We start from the raw sequence: 15,591 nt of genomic DNA, 5'->3' as shown, positions 1-15,591 counted from the left end.
GCCTCCATGTTGCGGATTTCCAACATCAGCTATTCCGTCGAAGGGCGGCCTCTGTTTGAGGAGGCGAGCGCCGTCATTCCCGATGGTCACAAGGTCGGCCTCGTGGGCCGCAATGGCGCCGGCAAGACGACGCTCTTCAAGATCATCCGGGGCGAGCTGGCGCTGGACGGCGGCGATTTCTCGCTGCCGAGCCGCGCCAAGATCGGCGGTGTGGCGCAGGAGGTGCCGTCGTCGTCGACGTCATTGCTGGACACGGTGCTCGCCGCCGACACCGAACGCGCATCGCTGCTGGCCGAGGCCGAAACGGCGACCGATCCCACCCGCATCGCCGACGTGCAGACCCGGCTTGCGGATATCGACGCCTGGTCCGCCGAAGGGCGCGCGGCCAGCATTCTCAAGGGTCTGGGCTTCGACGATGCGGAACAACAGATGCCCTGCTCGGACTTCTCGGGCGGCTGGCGCATGCGCGTTGCCCTCGCCGCGGTGCTGTTTGCGCAGCCGGATCTGCTGCTGCTGGATGAGCCCACGAACTACCTCGATCTGGAAGGCGCGCTCTGGCTTGAGGCCTATCTGGGGAAATACCCGCACACGGTGATCATCATCAGCCACGACCGCGGGCTTCTGAACCGGGCCGTCGGCGCGATCCTGCATCTGGAAGACCGCAAGCTCACGCTCTATCAAGGTCCCTACGATCAATTCGCCCGCCAACGCGCCGAACAACGCGCGGTGCAGGCCGCGATGGCCAAGAAGCAGCAGGCCCGGCGCGATCACATGCAGGCCTTCGTTGACCGCTTCAAGGCCAAGGCGTCGAAGGCCAAACAAGCCCAATCGCGTTTGAAAATGATCGAAAAGATGGACATGATCGCCAGCCCCGAACAGGCGGCCAAGCGTGTCTTCACCTTCCCCGAGCCCGAAGAGCTCTCGCCCCCCATCATTTCCATCGAAGGCGGGGCGGTGGGCTACACCGACACCCCCGTGCTCAGCCGGCTCAACCTGCGCATCGACCAGGACGACCGCATCGCTCTGTTGGGCAAGAACGGTCAAGGCAAGTCCACGCTGTCCAAGCTGCTCTCGGGGCGTCTCAACCTCATGGGCGGCAAATCCGTGCAGTCGAACAAGCTGCGCATCGGGTTTTTCGCCCAGCATCAGGTCGAAGAGCTCAACGTTGATGACACGCCGCTGCAGCACATGATCTCCGCCCGCCCTGGCGTGATGCCGTCAAAACTGCGCGCGCAGCTCGCGGGCTTCGGTCTCGGCCCCGATCAGGCCGAAACCGAGGTCGGGCGCCTTTCGGGCGGTCAGAAAGCGCGGCTGTCGCTGCTGCTGGCAACCCTCGACGCGCCGCATCTGCTGATCCTGGATGAGCCCACCAACCACCTCGACATCGAAAGTCGCGAGGCCCTGGTCGAGGCGTTGACCGCCTATTCCGGCGCGGTGATCCTCGTCAGCCACGACATGCACCTCTTGTCCATGGTGGCCGACCGGCTCTGGCTTGTGTCAAACGGCACCGTGACGCCCTACGACGACGATCTCGAAGCCTATCGCAAGATGCTTCTCACCGTTGAGAAACCCGGCAGCAAGCAGTCCAAGAAAACCGCCGAGCCCAAGCCGAAACGCCCCAGCCGCGACGCGTTGCTCGCCCTGAAGTCGGAGACCCGCAAATCCGAAGCCCGCGTCGAAAAGCTCAACGAGATGCGCGAGAAGCTGGCCAAGAAACTCGCCGACCCCGCGCTCTACGAAGACGCCAAATCCGGCGAGCTGGAAGTCTGGAACCGCAAATACGCCGAAGTCATGGAGGCGCTGGAACGGGCCGAAGCCCTGTGGATGACCGCGCTCGAAAAACTCGAGAAGGCCGAAGCTGCGTGATCGGCGCTTCTTCTGGCCTGAAATATCCTGGGGTTTGGGGCAAAGCCCCAATCGGTCGCTGAGCCGTGGACACCGCCTTCTTCATCACCGCTTTCGTGACCATGTTCGTGGTGATCGACCCGATCGGCCTCGCCCCGCTCTTCGTGGCGCTGACGCAGGGCATGACCGAGGGCGCGCGGCGGCGCATCGCCCTGCGGGCCACACTCATCGGCATCCTGATCCTGCTGGCCTTTGCCGCCTTTGGCGAGGCGCTTCTCGCCTTCATCGGGATTTCCATGCCCGCCTTCCGCGTCGCGGGCGGCATCCTGCTGTTTCTGACAGCCCTCGACATGCTCTTCGAACGCCGCACCAAGCGCCGGGACGACAAGCGCGAGGAGGAGCGCGAGGACCCGTCGGTCTTCCCGCTCGCGATCCCGCTGATCGCCGGCCCCGGGGCCATCGCCTCGGTGATCCTGCTCATGGGCCAGCGCCCGGGGATCGACGGCGCGCTGCATGTGCTGGGTGCCACCGGGATTGTCATGCTGATCGTGATGGCCTTCTTCCTGGCCAGCGGACTCATCGAACGCGCCCTCGGCAAGACCGGCGTCACGGTGGTGACGCGCCTGCTTGGCATGCTGCTGGCCGCGCTCTCTGTGCAATTCGTCCTCGACGGGCTCAGCGCTTTCGGCTTCGGCCCGGGCGCGGGGTGATTTCCGCACGCGCGGGCTTATATTGACGGAGCGAAACGGCAGGAGCATCTCATGGACGGCTACGACACAGGCAGGCTGATCTATCTCATTGTTCTGGGGCTGATGGTCTGCACCTGGTTCTTTGCCCAGAACCGCCTGTCCACCAACAAGCTGTTGCAGCAGGGCGCGATCTGGGGCCTGATCTTTCTGGGTGTGATCGCCGCCTATGGGCTCTGGGATGACATCAGCCAGACGGTGCGCCCGCAGCAGGCCGTGTTCTCCGAGCAGGGCCAGGTCGTCGTGCCGCGCAGCCCCGACGGGCACTACTATATCTCGGCCGAGGTGAACGGAACGCCGGTGCAATTCGTACTCGACACCGGGGCGACGATGCTTGTGCTGACCCGTGCCGATGCGCTGGCGGCCGGTCTGGATCCGGACACGCTCACCTACACCGGCCGCGCAATGACCGCCAACGGCGAGGTCCGCACGGCCCCGGTGCGCCTCGACACGCTGACCCTCGGCCCCGCGACCGACACGGATATCCCCGCCGTCGTGAACAGCGGAGAGATGGCGCAGAGCCTGATGGGCATGACCTACCTGCAGCGCTGGGGCCGGATCGAGATCGCCGGCGGAGAGTTGACGCTCACCCGGTGATGACCGGCAGGTGCGGTGGGCTTTCAGGCCACCGCCCCGGCGCTCTCCGCTTTCATCTCCCAGCGGCCACTCTCTTCCGACCAGTATTGCGCGGCTGCCCCCGCCTCGGTCAGCGCGGTCCACTGATCGCGCGCCTGCTGCACGGCCTGCGGATCATTGCCGTCAAAGAGCACGCAGGTCCGCTGCATCTGCGCCACCTCATCCGCGGCAACCGGCGCCCCGTCGACCACCATGAGGCATGCCGCCTCGTTCGGAGCGTCCAGCCCGGTCGTCAGCAGGATGGGCTGCATCGCATCATGCGCACCACCCGCGAGCCCGTGCGGCAGGAACCCCTCTTCCGCACCGAGCCACAGCTTTTCGTCGAGCCAGCCCATCCGCGCCAGATCGGTGCCGCGCACCACCACGCGCATCCCCGCCCCCTGCGCCTTGCTCAGCAGCATCGCCAGCGTCTGCTCAAGCGGGCGCCGCGTCAGATGGTAGAAGAGCGCGCTGCCCAAGCCGTCAGCCCTTCTCGAACATATCCGATACCAGCCGGTCGAGCGCCCGCACGCCCCAGCCCGTCGCCCCCTTCGGCGCGAGCTTGCTCTCGGACTTCAGCGAGGCCACGCCTGCGATGTCGAGGTGGATCCACGGCACCCCCTCCTTCACGAAGCGCTGCAGGAACTGGGCCGCGGTGATCGACCCTGCGGGCCGGCCGCCGATGTTCTTCATATCCGCGATGGGCGATTTCAGCATGTCGTCATAGGCCTGCCCCAGCGGCATCCGCCAGGCGCCCTCACCTTCGGCCTCCGCCGCTTTCAGGAAAGCCTTGCAGAGCGTGTCATCGTTCGAGAAGACGCCGGCATTCTGATGCCCCAGCCCGATGATGATCGCCCCTGTCAGCGTGGCGAGGTCGATCATGCCCGCAGGCTCGAAGCGCTCCTGCGCGTACCACATCACGTCGCAGAGCACCAAACGCCCCTCCGCATCGGTATTGAGGATCTCGACGGTGTCGCCCTTCATGGATTTCACAACATCGCCGGGCCGGATCGCAGTGCCCGAGGGCATGTTCTCCACAAGGCCGACAAGCCCCACCACATTCGCCTTGGCCTTGCGCAGCGCAAGGCTGCGCATCACGCCCGCGACCGTGCCGGCCCCGCCCATGTCCATGGTCATGTCTTCCATGCCGGCGGCCGGTTTCAGGCTGATCCCGCCGGTGTCGAAGACAACGCCCTTGCCGATCAGAGCGAGCGGCGCTGCGCCCTCTGCGCCGCCGTTCCACTGCATCACCACAACCTTCGAGGGGCTGGCCGAGCCCTGGCCCACCGCCAGCAGCGTCCGCAGGCCCAGCTCTTCCAGCTTGTCTTCTTCCAGCACCTCGACCTTCAGCCCCAATGCCTCCATTTCGGTCAGCCGGTCCGCAAATTCGGTTGTGGTCAGCACGTTCGCCGGTTCATTGACCAGATCGCGGGTCAGGAAGGTGCCTTCGGCCACGGCCAGCAGCGGCTGCACGGCAGCCTCGACCGCTGCGGGGTCATTGGCCATGACGGTGATCGCGCCCTCCGGACCCTCGCCCGAGGTCTTGTGATCCCGGAACTGGTAGTCGCGCAGGACTGCACCCTGGATCACGCAGGCCGCACGCCGCGTTGAGCCGAGAGCGAGCAGAAGATCGGCCTTGCCACGCTTCTGTCCCAGCAGCGCGCCCGCATGCCGTGCCACGATCTCGGTTGCGCCGCGGGTGAGGCAGATCACATCCACCGCCTCGGCGGCCATGCCGGCGGGATAGGCCAGCGTCAGGCTTTCACCCTCCTTGAACCCCTTGTCGACCCGCGCATCGAGCGCGCGCTTCAGAGCACCCTTGCTCAGCCGGTTCACGCGGCGGCCCGCCACATCCAGCCGCCCGCTGGGATCGACGATCAGACCGATCCGCCCGGCATGGTCGGACAGAAGCTCGATATCGGTTTCGCGGAAGCTGACGGCAGTGAGCGTGGTCATGAGACGGCCTTTCTGATTGGGGTGCCCCCACGACCTAGCGCGCCCACCCGCCAAAGACCAGATAGCAGTTTTCCAGCCGCGCGCTTTGGTCTATCGTCGCTCAAAACCGGGCAGAGCGAGAACGAGGTGAGCAGAGGTGAGCAGAATCGACAGATACATGCTGTCGCAATTGCTGATCCTCTTCGGGTTCTTTGCCCTGGTTCTAGTTGCGGTCTTCTGGATCAACCAGGCCGTGGTGCTTTTCGACCGGCTGATCGGCGATGGGCAATCCGCCCTGGTGTTTCTGGAATTCACCGCCCTGGGCCTGCCGAAGCTTGTGACCACGATCCTGCCGATCGCTGCTTTTGCCGCCGCCGTCTACGTCACCAACCGCATGAACAACGAAAGCGAGCTCACGGTCATGCAGGCCACGGGCTCGGGCCCCTACCGGCTGGCGCGTCCGGTCTTGGCCTTCGGCATGATCGTGTTCCTGATGGCCTCGGCCCTGCATCACATCCTGTTGCCGATGGCGCTGCAGCAGCTCAGCGAGCGCGAGACGGAGATCTCGCAGAACGCGACCTCGCGGCTGCTGACCGAGGGCACCTTCCTGCACCCCTCGAAAGCGGTGACTTTCTACGCGCGCGAGATCACCGAGGACGGGGTGCTTCGCGATGTCTTCCTCTCAGACCGGCGCAAGCCCGAAGAAGGGGTGATCTATACCGCAGCGGAGGCGTACCTGCTGCGCAACCAGAGCGTCACCACGCTGATCATGCTCGACGGGATGGCGCAGCGCCTCAGCACCGAGACCAACCGTCTGTCGACGGCGAAGTTCCGTGACTTCTCGTTCGATATCAGTGCGCTGGTACAAAACGACATCGCGCAGGCGCTGCGCGTCCGCAATATGACCACGCCAATGCTGATGACCTCCTGGGAGGCGCTCGGGCAAGAGACGGGCCAGCGCGTCGGCGTGATCGCCCAAGAGTTCCACGCCCGCTTCGCCGAGCCGCTGTTCTGTATCGTGGCCGCGATGATCGGCTTCACGACACTACTGGTCGGTGGCTATTCGCGTTTCGGGGTCTGGCGTGAGGTCGTGGTGGCCTTCGGATTGCTCTTGCTGCTTGATGGCATCGGCTCGACCCTGGAGAACCCGGTGCGCGAGACCGCGCGGCTCTGGCCCTTGCTCTATCTGCCGGCGGTCACCGGCGCGCTTCTGGCTCTTGGCATGATCGCGTATCTGGCAGGGCCACGCTGGCTGCGACGAAAACCCTTGGCCGGCGGAGAACCGGCGTCATGACCCTGCATTTCTACTTCGCGCGGCGCTTCGCGATCAGCTTCCTGATCCTGACGATTGTGCTCTTCTCGCTGGTCGCACTTGTCGATCTCGTCGATCAGGCGCGGGATTTCGGTGATCTCGGCGTGAGTTTCGGGCGCATTGTCGGTCTGACCCTGCTGAAAGCGCCCGAGACGGTGAACGAGATCCTGCCGTTGATCATGATGCTTGCGACCATCGTGCTCTTCGTGGGGCTAGCGCGCTCGTCCGAGCTCGTGGCGACCCGCGCCGCCGGGCGTTCGGGGCTGCGCGCGCTGCTGGCGCCGGTCGCGGTCGCGCTGGCAATCGGCGTGCTGGCTGTCACCACGCTCAACCCGATCGTCGCCGGAACTTCGAGGTACCATAGTGAACTCGCCGAGAGCTACTGGACTGGCGGCGCCTCAAGCCTATCGATCTCGGGCGAAGGTCTCTGGCTGCGGCAGGGCGGACCGGAGGGGCAGACGGTCATTCGCGCCTGGCAATCGAACGCTGATGCCTCGGTGCTTTACGATGTGACCTTTCTGTCCTACGCGCCCGACGGCGGGCCGGTCCGCCGCATCGCTGCCGATAGCGCCGCCCTGGAAAATGGCGGGTGGTCGCTGAGAGGCGTCAAGCTTTGGCCGCTTGACCCCAGCGCCAACGCGGAAGCCAACTCCGAGCTGCACGACGAGTACGTCATCTCGACCACCCTGACGCTGGACCGCATCCGGGACAGCCTCGGTCGCCCCAGCGCGATTTCGATCTGGGCACTTCCCGAATTCATCACGCAGCTCGACCAGGCCGGGTTTTCCTCGCGCCAACACCGCGTGTGGTTCCAGTCCGAGCTCGCGCGCCCGCTGTTCCTGATGTCCATGGTTCTGGTTGCGAGCGCCTTTACCATGCGGCATACCCGGTTCGGGGGCACCGGGATTGCGGTGCTGGCGGCGGTGCTTCTGGGGTTCGGCTTGTATTTCATTCGCAGCTTTGCGCAGATCCTCGGAGAGAACGGCCAGATCCCCATCGCACTCGCAGCCTGGGCGCCACCCGTAGCCTCCGTCATGCTGGCCCTCGGTCTACTCCTGCACGCGGAGGACGGGTGACGCGCATGATCCGCCTCCTGCTTACCTTGCTTCTGCTGTCCTGCCCGACGCTGCTGGCGGCACAGCAGGATGCGCCAGAGCCCGCGGTGCTGATCGCGGATGAGCTCTTCATCGTGAACGACCGCGAACTCGTGGCCCGCGGCAATGTCGAAGCCTTCCAGGGGCCTACACGGATCACCGCGTCCGAAATCCGCTATGACCGCGGGACAGGTGCGCTGACGATCCTCGGCCCCATCCGAATGGACGATGGCACGGAGATCACGGTGCTCGCCTCCGGGGCCGAACTCGACGCGACGCTGCGCACCGGCCTTCTGCGGGGCGCGCGTATGGTGCTGAACCAGCAGCTTCAACTTGCAGCGGTGCAGATCCAGCGGGTCAACGGACGCTACAGCCAACTCTACAAGACAGCTGCCACCTCCTGTCAAATCTGCGAGACCGGCGAGCCGCCGCTCTGGCAGATCCGGGCCAAGCGGGTGATCCACGACAAGGAAGAGCGGCAGCTCTACTTCGACGGCGCGCAGTTTCTGATCCGCAATATCCCGGTCTTTTATCTGCCCCGGCTGCGGCTGCCTGACCCCACGCTCAGCCGTGCCACGGGCTTCCTGATCCCCGAGTTCGAGCAGACGACCGAGTTCGGCCTCGGCATCAAAGTCCCGTATTTTATCAACATCGCACCGGACCGTGACCTTACCGTCACGCCCTACATCGCGCCCGGCACGCGCACGCTTGAACTGCGCTACCGGCAGGCTTTTCGCCAGGGGCGGATCGAGTTCAACGGCGCCCTATCGCGCGACGATGAACGCCCCTCGGAAACCCGCGGTTACGTTTTTGGCAACGGCCGCTTCAATCTGCCTGACGATTTCAACCTGACATTCGACATTGAGGTCACGACCGACGATTCCTACCTAAAGCAGTACGGTTTTTCCGGCAAAGACCGGCTCGACAGCGCGATCACCATCAGCCGCGCCCGGCGCGACGAATACATCTCCGGAGGGCTCATCGCCTTCAAATCGCTGCGCGAGGCGGACGTCAACGCAGAGCTGCCCACGCTGGTGGCCGACGGGATTTACGAGGCGCGCTACTTCCCCGACCGGATCGGCGGCGAGTTGCGCCTGGGCGTCAACGCTCACAGCCACTACCGCTACTCGGACGACGATATCGTCGGACGCGATGTCTCCCGCGGCAGCGTCGAAGCGGACTGGCTGCGCAGCTGGACCCTGGCCGCGGGGTTGCGTGCCGATGTCACGCTTGGGCTAACCACGGACCTCTTCAACGTCACCCAGGACAGCTCCGTTCCGCAGACCCAGGCGCAGATCAGCCCGCGCGGCGCCGTTGCGCTGCGCTATCCGATGGTGCGCGGTGGCGAGGGCGGCGTGACCCAGTTTCTCGAACCGATCCTGCAGGTCGGCTGGGTGGGCGGTGACCAGATCGACGTGCCTAATGAGGAAAGCACGCGGGTAGAGTTCGACGGCGGCAACCTGACCTCGCTCTCGCGCTTCCCCGAGTCCGACCGCCGCGAACGCGGGCGGACCATCGCCCTGGGCATGAATTGGTCCCGGTTCGACCCTGACGGGCTCGACACCTCACTGACCCTGGGGCAGATCCTGCGGCAAGATTCGGATCCGGCTTTCACGGAGACATCCGGGCTCACCGGCACCTCATCGGACTATCTCGTTGCGGGGCAGATCAAGTCACTGTCCGGCCTGACCTTGACCGCCCGGAGCCTGTTCGATGCGGACTTCGACTTTACCAAGGCCGAGATCCGGGGGGACTATTCCGGCCAGCGCACGAGGCTTGGCGGCAGCTACCTTTGGCTGACCCGCGACCCCGGCGAGGACCGGTTCGAGAGCATCGCCGAGATCGCCCTCGACGGCGCCTACCGCGTTGACAAGCATTGGACCGCCAGCGCCGACTGGCGATACGACATCTCGATCAGCCGCGCCTCCACCGCGGGCATCGGGGTCACCTATGAAAACGAATGCGTCACAGTGGGCTTCTCGGTCGACCGGCGCTATTCGACCTCCTCAAGCCTTGAACCCTCGACCACTTTGGGCTTAACCATCGGTCTGCGGGGCTTTTCTGCACGAAAAGGCACCGAGACCTACACAAGAACATGCGGGTAGATCGACACATGACGGCAGTGAGCAGACTGAGCACCATCATCGCACTGGCAACAGGCATCGCCCTGGCCGCACCCGTTGCGGCCCAGGGGCTCTTCGACCCGGCGGTCTATGTCAATGACGATGTGGTCACCGAATATGAGATCGAGCAGCGCGCCGCCTTCCTGCGGCTGCTGAACTCTCCGGGCAGCGGCCGGGCCGATGTGATCGAAACGCTGGTGAACGAGCGGCTGCAGGCGCAGGCCGTGGAAGCCGCGGGCTTCGAGCTCACGACCGAGGCACTTGAGGCGGGCATGGAGGAGTTTGCCGCGCGCGCCAACCTGAGCGCCGAGCAATTCATCATAGCCCTTACAGAAGGTGGCGTGGCCGAGCAGACCTTCCGCGATTTCGTCGAGGTTGGTATCGCCTGGCGCGATCTGATCGGCGCGCGGTTCGGCGCGCGGGTGCAGATCAGCGAGACAGAGATCGACCGCGCCCTCGGCTCCAGCGGCGGGACGACCGGCATCCGCGTCCTCGTCTCCGAGATCATCATCCCTGCCCCGCCCGAACAGAAGGCGCAGGTGGACGAGATCGCGCTTGAGATCGCGGCCAGCCAGTCGACTGAGGAGTTCTCCAACTACGCCCGCGAGTTCTCCGCCACTGCCTCGCGCGAGGCAGGCGGGCGGCTGCCTTGGCAGGACTTGAACAACCTGCCGCCGGTCCTGCGGCCGATCCTGCTGTCGCTGGCGCCGGGCGAAATCACCGACCCGCTGCCCATTCCAAATGCGGTCGCACTCTTCCAGCTGCGCGACATCGAGGAAACCGGCGCGCCGTCGCAATCCTTCGCCGCCATCGAATACGCGGCCTACTACATCCCCGGCGGTCGGTCGCCCGCCGCCCTGGCGACGGCCGAGCGCGTGCGCGCCGAGGTCGATGTCTGCGATGATCTCTACGGCATCGCACAAGGCCAGCCCGAAGAGGTGTTGGAGCGGGGGAGCAGGCCACCGGGCGAGATCCCGCAGGATATCGCCTTCGAACTGAGCAAGCTCGATCCCGGCGAGGTCTCCACCGCGCTCACACGGGCCAATGGTGAAACGCTGGTCTTTCTGATGCTCTGCGGGCGGACATCTGAGGTGAACCAGGATGTGGCGCGTGAGGATGTGGCGCGCTCGCTGCGCTCGGCCCGGCTCAATGCCTATGCGGACAGCCTGCTCGACCAACTGCGTGCCGACGCCCGTATCGTCACCCCATGACAGACACCACGGCGCCCGTGGTGATTAGCTGCGGCGAACCGGCGGGCATCGGGCCAGAGATCGCAGCTGCGGCCTGGTCGGCACTCCGCGGCGCGGTCCCCATGGTCTGGATGGGCGATCCGCGCCACCTGCCTCCCGCCACACCGCACCGGGTGATCGAGACAGCCAATGAAGTGGCCGAGGTCGGCGACGCGGCGTTGCCCGTCCTCGCCCATCCCTTCCCGCAGCCCGCCACGCCGGGCGTGCCGGACCCGGCCAACGCGCAAGGGGTGATCGATGTGATCGCGGCCTCGGTGGAGCTGGTCCGCCGGGGCGGGGCCTCTGCGCTCTGCACCGCCCCCATCCACAAGCAGGCGCTGATCGAGGGCGCGGGCTTTGCCTATCCCGGGCACACCGAGTACCTCGCAGCACTGGCAGGCGATGGACAACGGGCGGTGATGATGCTGGCCTCTGATCAGCTGCGCGTGGTGCCCGCCACCATCCACATCGCGCTCGAAGACGTACCGCAAGCGCTCACTCCGGCACTGCTGCGCGAGACCATTGAGATCACCCATGCAGACCTCAGGACCCGGTTCGGCGTTGCCTCCCCGCGCCTCGCCGTCGCCGGTCTGAACCCGCATGCCGGCGAAGGCGGCACCATGGGACGGCAGGAGCTGACATGGATCGCGCCCCTGCTCGACGCGATGCGCGGCGAGGGCTTCGATCTGCGTGGCCCCCTGCCGGCCGACACGATGTTTCATGCTGCCGCGCGGGCGCAGTATGATGCGGCCATCGCCATGTACCACGACCAAGCGCTGATCCCGATCAAGACGCTGGATTTCGACCGCGGGGTGAACGTGACCCTCGGCCTGCCCTTCATCCGTACCTCACCCGACCACGGCACCGCCTTCGACATCGCAGGCAAAGGCACCGCGAACCCCACCAGCATGATCGAAGCGATCAGACTGGCGGCGCGGATGGCCGGCCTGTGACGCCCCCGGCGGGCATATTTGGGAAGCAATGAAGATGGGTGCCATAGACAGCCTTCCTCCCCTGCGCGAGGTGATCCGCGCGCACGACCTGCGGGCCCGCAAGTCGCTGGGGCAGAACTTTTTGCTGGATCTGAATCTCACTGCCAAGATCGCGCGACAGGCGGGCGACCTTGCGGCTTGCGATGTGCTCGAGATCGGCCCGGGGCCTGGTGGGCTGACCCGCGGGCTGCTCGCCGAAGGTGCGCGCCATGTGCTCGCCATTGAGAAAGACGCGCGCTGCGCGCCGGCGCTGGCCGAGATCGCCGCGGCCTACCCCGGCCGCCTGACCGTGCTGGAAGGCGACGCGCTGCACATCGACCCGGCGGCGCATCTGACGCCGCCGATCCGCGTCGCGGCCAACCTGCCCTACAACGTGGGGACGGAGCTTCTGGTCCGCTGGCTGACCCCGCCCGACTGGCCTCCCTTCTGGCAGAGCCTCACGCTGATGTTCCAGCGTGAGGTGGCCGAGCGCATCGTGGCGCAGCCGGGCAGCAAGGCCTACGGGCGCCTCGCCATTCTCGCGCAGTGGCGCGCCGAGGCCCGGATTGTGATGCAACTGCCGCCGGAAGCATTTAGCCCGCCGCCCAAGGTCTCGAGCAGCGTGGTGCATCTGACCGCGCTGCCGGAGCCACGGTTTCCGGCCGATGCAGCGGTCCTGAGCCGCGTCGTCGCCGCCGCCTTCAACCAGCGCCGCAAGATGCTGCGGGCCTCCCTGAAAGGGATTGCGCCCGATATCGAAGATCGGCTCACCGCCGCAGGGCTCGCGCCCACCGACCGGGCAGAGCAGATCTCGCTGGAAGGATTTTGCGCTTTGGCGCGTGCCGTCGCACAGCCGTGAAAAACCCCGCCAAAGCGGGGTCTGAGGTGGTCTCAAGCAATTCGTCTCGAACCTGCATCACCTATCGCTGCCTGATTTCAAAAAAAATCAACGCAAGAGGTGATACATCCATCCCGTCTGAGGCCAAAGGCGAAACGCTCTATTCCGCAGCCTTGGGCGCGTCGTCCCCGCCAGGGGCGGATCCCTCCGGGCTCTCGGCTTTCTCCGCCTTGGGACGCGGCTTGCGGCGTGGGGCCCGCTTGGGCTTGGGCTGGCTTTCGGGCGTTTCGACCAGCGTGCTCTCCTCGTCATTTCCCGAAACATCGGGCTGCGGCTGCGCGCTCTGATCCACCACGGCCTGATTGGCTTCGCGCTCCTGACGCTCGGCCCGCTCGCGGTCGCGTTCGGCCTGGCGTTCGCGGTTCTGCCGCTCCTGCTCTTCCCGGCGCGCTTCGATCTCGCGCTGCGCCTCCGACAGCAGCCGCGTGTAGTGCTCGGCATGCTGCTGGAAGTTCTCTGCTGCCACGCGATCATTGCTCAGCTGTGCATCCCGCGCCAGCTGGTTGTATTTCTCGATGATCTGCTGTGGTGTCCCGCGCACCTTGCCCTCTGGGCCGGAGCTGTCGAACACGCGGTTGACGACGTTCCCGCCCTGATTGCCTTGTGACCGGTTACGGTTGCCCTTCGAGCGGGACCGGGATCTCGATGATTTCATGAAGCTCGCTCAGCCTTCGTGCTGTGGATCGTGTGACCGGATAGGGCGTCTCGACCAATGCTATCCGGGATGTCGACATGTTGGGCTTAACGCCGCGCGGGACCGCCTTGCCTGGGCATCCACCGCTGCAACACCTTTGAATAAGCACGCAGCCCGCGCTGCCGCAAGAGTTAAGTCGGGTTTTTACACAGATTTGTGGATTTTTCCTGCGTTTTCAGAGGATCTCACCCGGGTTTTGCGGCGGAAACCACCCGGTCGCGCCCCGCCAGATCGGGAAGAATCGCCACCTCGCCCCAGCCCTGCGCGCGGAAAATCGCGGTGACCTCAGGACCCTGTTGCCAGCCAATCTCAACCAGAACGCGACCTTGCGCGCTCAAGTATCCTTGTGATTGTGCCGCAATGACCCGATAGGCCGTCAGACCATCCGCACCGTCGGTCAGCGCCAGCCGCGGCTCGTGATCGCGCAGCTCCGGTTGAACCCGGCCCATTTCCTCCGCGGCGAGGTAGGGCGGGTTCGCCACGATCAGATCAAAGCGCCCCTCCACCGCCTCGAACCAGTCCGATTGCAGGATGCGCGCGCGCGCGGCAACGTCGTGGCGCGCCGCGTTGGCGCTGGCGTGCAGGCAAGCGGCCTCCGAGAGGTCGACGCCGACGCCCTCGGCCTCCGGCCGCTCGGCCAGCAGCGTGACCAGAATGCAGCCCGACCCGGTGCCAAGGTCGAGCACGCGCTCGAAGGGCTCCGACAGGGCGGCCTCGATCAAGGCTTCGGTCTCGGGCCGCGGGTCCAGCACCTCGCGGCTGATCTCGAAGGCGCGGCCGTAGAACTCACGCGCACCGATGAGCTGCGAGACCGGCACACGCACGGCTCGCAATGCGACCAGAGTGTCATAGCGCTCGGCGATATCGGGCGCGATGTCCTCGGGCGCGATCAGCGTGACCCGCGCCGCGTCGACCTTGGCCGCATGGGCGAGCAGCACCCGCGCATCCCGCGCCGGGTCCGGCACCCCTGCGGCGCGCAGCCGCGCCATCGCGGCCACCATGGCCTCGGCCGCCGTCACTGGCCCATCTCCGCCATCAGCCGCGCCTGTGCATCCGCGGTGAGCGCATCGACGATCTCATCCAGATCGCCCTGCATCACCGCGTCCAGCCGATAGAGCGTGAGGTTGATCCGGTGGTCGGTCATGCGGCCCTGCGGGAAGTTGTAGGTCCGGATGCGCTCCGAGCGGTCACCCGAGCCCACCTGTGCCGCCCGATCCGCCGAGCGTTCGCTGTCGACACGGCTGCGCTCCATATCGTAAAGCCGGGCGCGCAGCACCTGCATGGCGATCTCGCGGTTGCGGTGCTGCGACTTCTCGGAACTCGTGACCACCAGGCCGGTGGGCAAATGGGTGATCCGCACCGCCGAGTCGGTGGTGTTCACATGCTGCCCGCCCGCCCCGGACGAGCGCATCGTATCGATGCGCAGATCGCCCGGGTCGATCCGGATATCCACCTCCTCGGCCTCGGGCAGCACCGCCACTGTGGCCGCCGAGGTGTGGATGCGCCCGCCGCTCTCGGTACTGGGGACGCGCTGCACCCGGTGGACCCCGCTCTCGAACTTCAGCCGCGCAAAGACATCCTGACCTTTGATGTGGGCGACCATTTCCTTCACGCCGCCAAGCTCGGTCTCCTGCATCTCGATGATGTCGAAGGTCCACCCCTTGGCATCCGCATAGCGCTGGTACATCCGCATCAGATCCCCGGCAAAGAGCGCCGCCTCATCGCCACCCGTACCGGGCCGGATCTCCAGCATCGCGGGCCGTGCATCCGCCTTGTCGCGCGGCAAGAGAGCGAGTTGCAAGGCGGCCTCCGCCTCCGGCAGTGCCTGTTTCAGTCGCGGAAGCTCCTCTTCGGCCAAAGCGGCCATGTCGGGGTCAGACAGCATCTGCTGCGCCTCGTCGAGATCGCTCAGCAGGCGCCGGTAGGCTGCGATCTGCTCGACCACGGGCCGCAGATCAGAGTACTCCTTGGCCAGCGCAGCGATGTCAGCGGACGCGTCGCCCGCCGCCATGGCAGCCTCGAGATACTCGAACCGTGCCGTAATTTGTTGCAATTGCTCCACCGGGATCATGCAGCGTCTCTGAGACATTGAAAGCCGTTGGTCAAGGGCCACAGCCATGCTAGTCTGA

General features: G+C 65.8%; 14 protein-coding genes. 9 read left to right on the top strand and 5 right to left on the bottom strand.

What is annotated here, in order from left to right; genetic code table 11:
- Window positions 1–6 precede the first annotated feature (6 nt).
- The 3 genes from MUB52_RS10920 to MUB52_RS10910 all read left to right on the top strand — a co-directional run bounded on the left by MUB52_RS10920 (window position 7) and on the right by MUB52_RS10910 (window position 3,188).
- Window positions 7–1,866: an ABC-F family ATP-binding cassette domain-containing protein gene (locus MUB52_RS10920; RefSeq protein WP_263844441.1), complete on the top strand. Its 1,860-nt coding sequence runs from the start codon at window positions 7–9 to the stop codon at window positions 1,864–1,866.
- Between the two features lie 101 nt (window positions 1,867–1,967).
- Complete coding sequence (locus tag MUB52_RS10915) at window positions 1,968–2,555, top strand: MarC family protein (protein ID WP_404818219.1); 588 nt, start codon at window positions 1,968–1,970, stop codon at window positions 2,553–2,555.
- Window positions 2,556–2,606: 51 nt separating this feature from the next.
- A complete protein-coding gene (locus MUB52_RS10910; protein ID WP_263844258.1) occupies window positions 2,607–3,188 on the top strand; it encodes a retropepsin-like aspartic protease family protein in 582 nt (193 codons plus the stop codon).
- Between the two features lie 23 nt (window positions 3,189–3,211).
- On the opposite strand, the gene MUB52_RS10905 is transcribed toward MUB52_RS10910, so the two are convergent.
- A complete protein-coding gene (locus tag MUB52_RS10905; protein WP_263844257.1) occupies window positions 3,212–3,685 on the bottom strand; it encodes a DNA polymerase III subunit chi in 474 nt (157 codons plus the stop codon).
- Window positions 3,686–3,689: 4 nt separating this feature from the next.
- Complete coding sequence (locus tag MUB52_RS10900; protein ID WP_263844256.1) at window positions 3,690–5,162, bottom strand: leucyl aminopeptidase; 1,473 nt, start codon at window positions 5,160–5,162, stop codon at window positions 3,690–3,692.
- A gap of 136 nt (window positions 5,163–5,298) precedes the next feature.
- On the opposite strand from MUB52_RS10900, the gene lptF reads away from it, so the two are divergent.
- The 6 genes from lptF to rsmA are packed head-to-tail and all read left to right on the top strand — an operon-like array spanning window position 5,299 to window position 12,729.
- On the top strand, window positions 5,299–6,435 hold the full coding sequence (gene lptF / locus MUB52_RS10895) for an LPS export ABC transporter permease LptF (protein WP_263844255.1): 1,137 nt from the start codon (window positions 5,299–5,301) through the stop codon (window positions 6,433–6,435).
- Window positions 6,432–7,529, top strand: coding sequence for an LPS export ABC transporter permease LptG (gene lptG / locus MUB52_RS10890; protein ID WP_263844254.1), 1,098 nt, complete (start codon window positions 6,432–6,434; stop codon window positions 7,527–7,529). The genes lptF and lptG overlap by 4 nt, the downstream gene beginning before the upstream one ends.
- Window positions 7,530–7,534: 5 nt before the next feature.
- Window positions 7,535–9,652, top strand: a complete 2,118-nt coding sequence (locus tag MUB52_RS10885) for an LPS-assembly protein LptD (RefSeq protein WP_263844253.1) — start codon at window positions 7,535–7,537, stop codon at window positions 9,650–9,652.
- A gap of 8 nt (window positions 9,653–9,660) precedes the next feature.
- Window positions 9,661–10,881 carry a peptidylprolyl isomerase gene (locus MUB52_RS10880; protein ID WP_263844252.1) on the top strand — a complete coding sequence of 407 codons (1,221 nt, stop codon included), beginning with the start codon at window positions 9,661–9,663 and terminating at the stop codon, window positions 10,879–10,881.
- Complete coding sequence (pdxA, locus tag MUB52_RS10875; protein WP_263844251.1) at window positions 10,878–11,852, top strand: 4-hydroxythreonine-4-phosphate dehydrogenase PdxA; 975 nt, start codon at window positions 10,878–10,880, stop codon at window positions 11,850–11,852. Before MUB52_RS10880 ends, pdxA begins: the two co-directional genes overlap by 4 nt.
- Window positions 11,853–11,886: 34 nt before the next feature.
- Entirely contained in the window at window positions 11,887–12,729 is an 843-nt protein-coding gene (gene rsmA, locus MUB52_RS10870) for a 16S rRNA (adenine(1518)-N(6)/adenine(1519)-N(6))-dimethyltransferase RsmA (RefSeq protein WP_263844250.1), read from the top strand.
- A gap of 139 nt (window positions 12,730–12,868) precedes the next feature.
- Here rsmA and MUB52_RS10865 read toward each other — a convergent pair whose 3' ends face one another.
- The 3 genes from MUB52_RS10865 to prfA form a co-directional block, all read right to left on the bottom strand.
- Complete coding sequence (locus tag MUB52_RS10865; RefSeq protein WP_263844249.1) at window positions 12,869–13,423, bottom strand: DUF4167 domain-containing protein; 555 nt, start codon at window positions 13,421–13,423, stop codon at window positions 12,869–12,871.
- 224 nt (window positions 13,424–13,647) lie between these two features.
- On the bottom strand, window positions 13,648–14,463 hold the full coding sequence (prmC, locus tag MUB52_RS10860; protein WP_263844440.1) for a peptide chain release factor N(5)-glutamine methyltransferase: 816 nt from the start codon (window positions 14,461–14,463) through the stop codon (window positions 13,648–13,650).
- Between the two features lie 14 nt (window positions 14,464–14,477).
- Entirely contained in the window at window positions 14,478–15,533 is a 1,056-nt protein-coding gene (gene prfA / locus MUB52_RS10855) for a peptide chain release factor 1 (protein ID WP_263844248.1), read from the bottom strand.
- Between the last annotated feature and the right edge of the window lie 58 nt (window positions 15,534–15,591).

It is taken from the genome of Roseobacter sinensis (assembly GCF_025755255.1).
GTDB lineage: Bacteria > Pseudomonadota > Alphaproteobacteria > Rhodobacterales > Rhodobacteraceae > Roseobacter > Roseobacter sinensis.
This window is presented reverse-complemented; position numbering and strand designations above follow the sequence as displayed.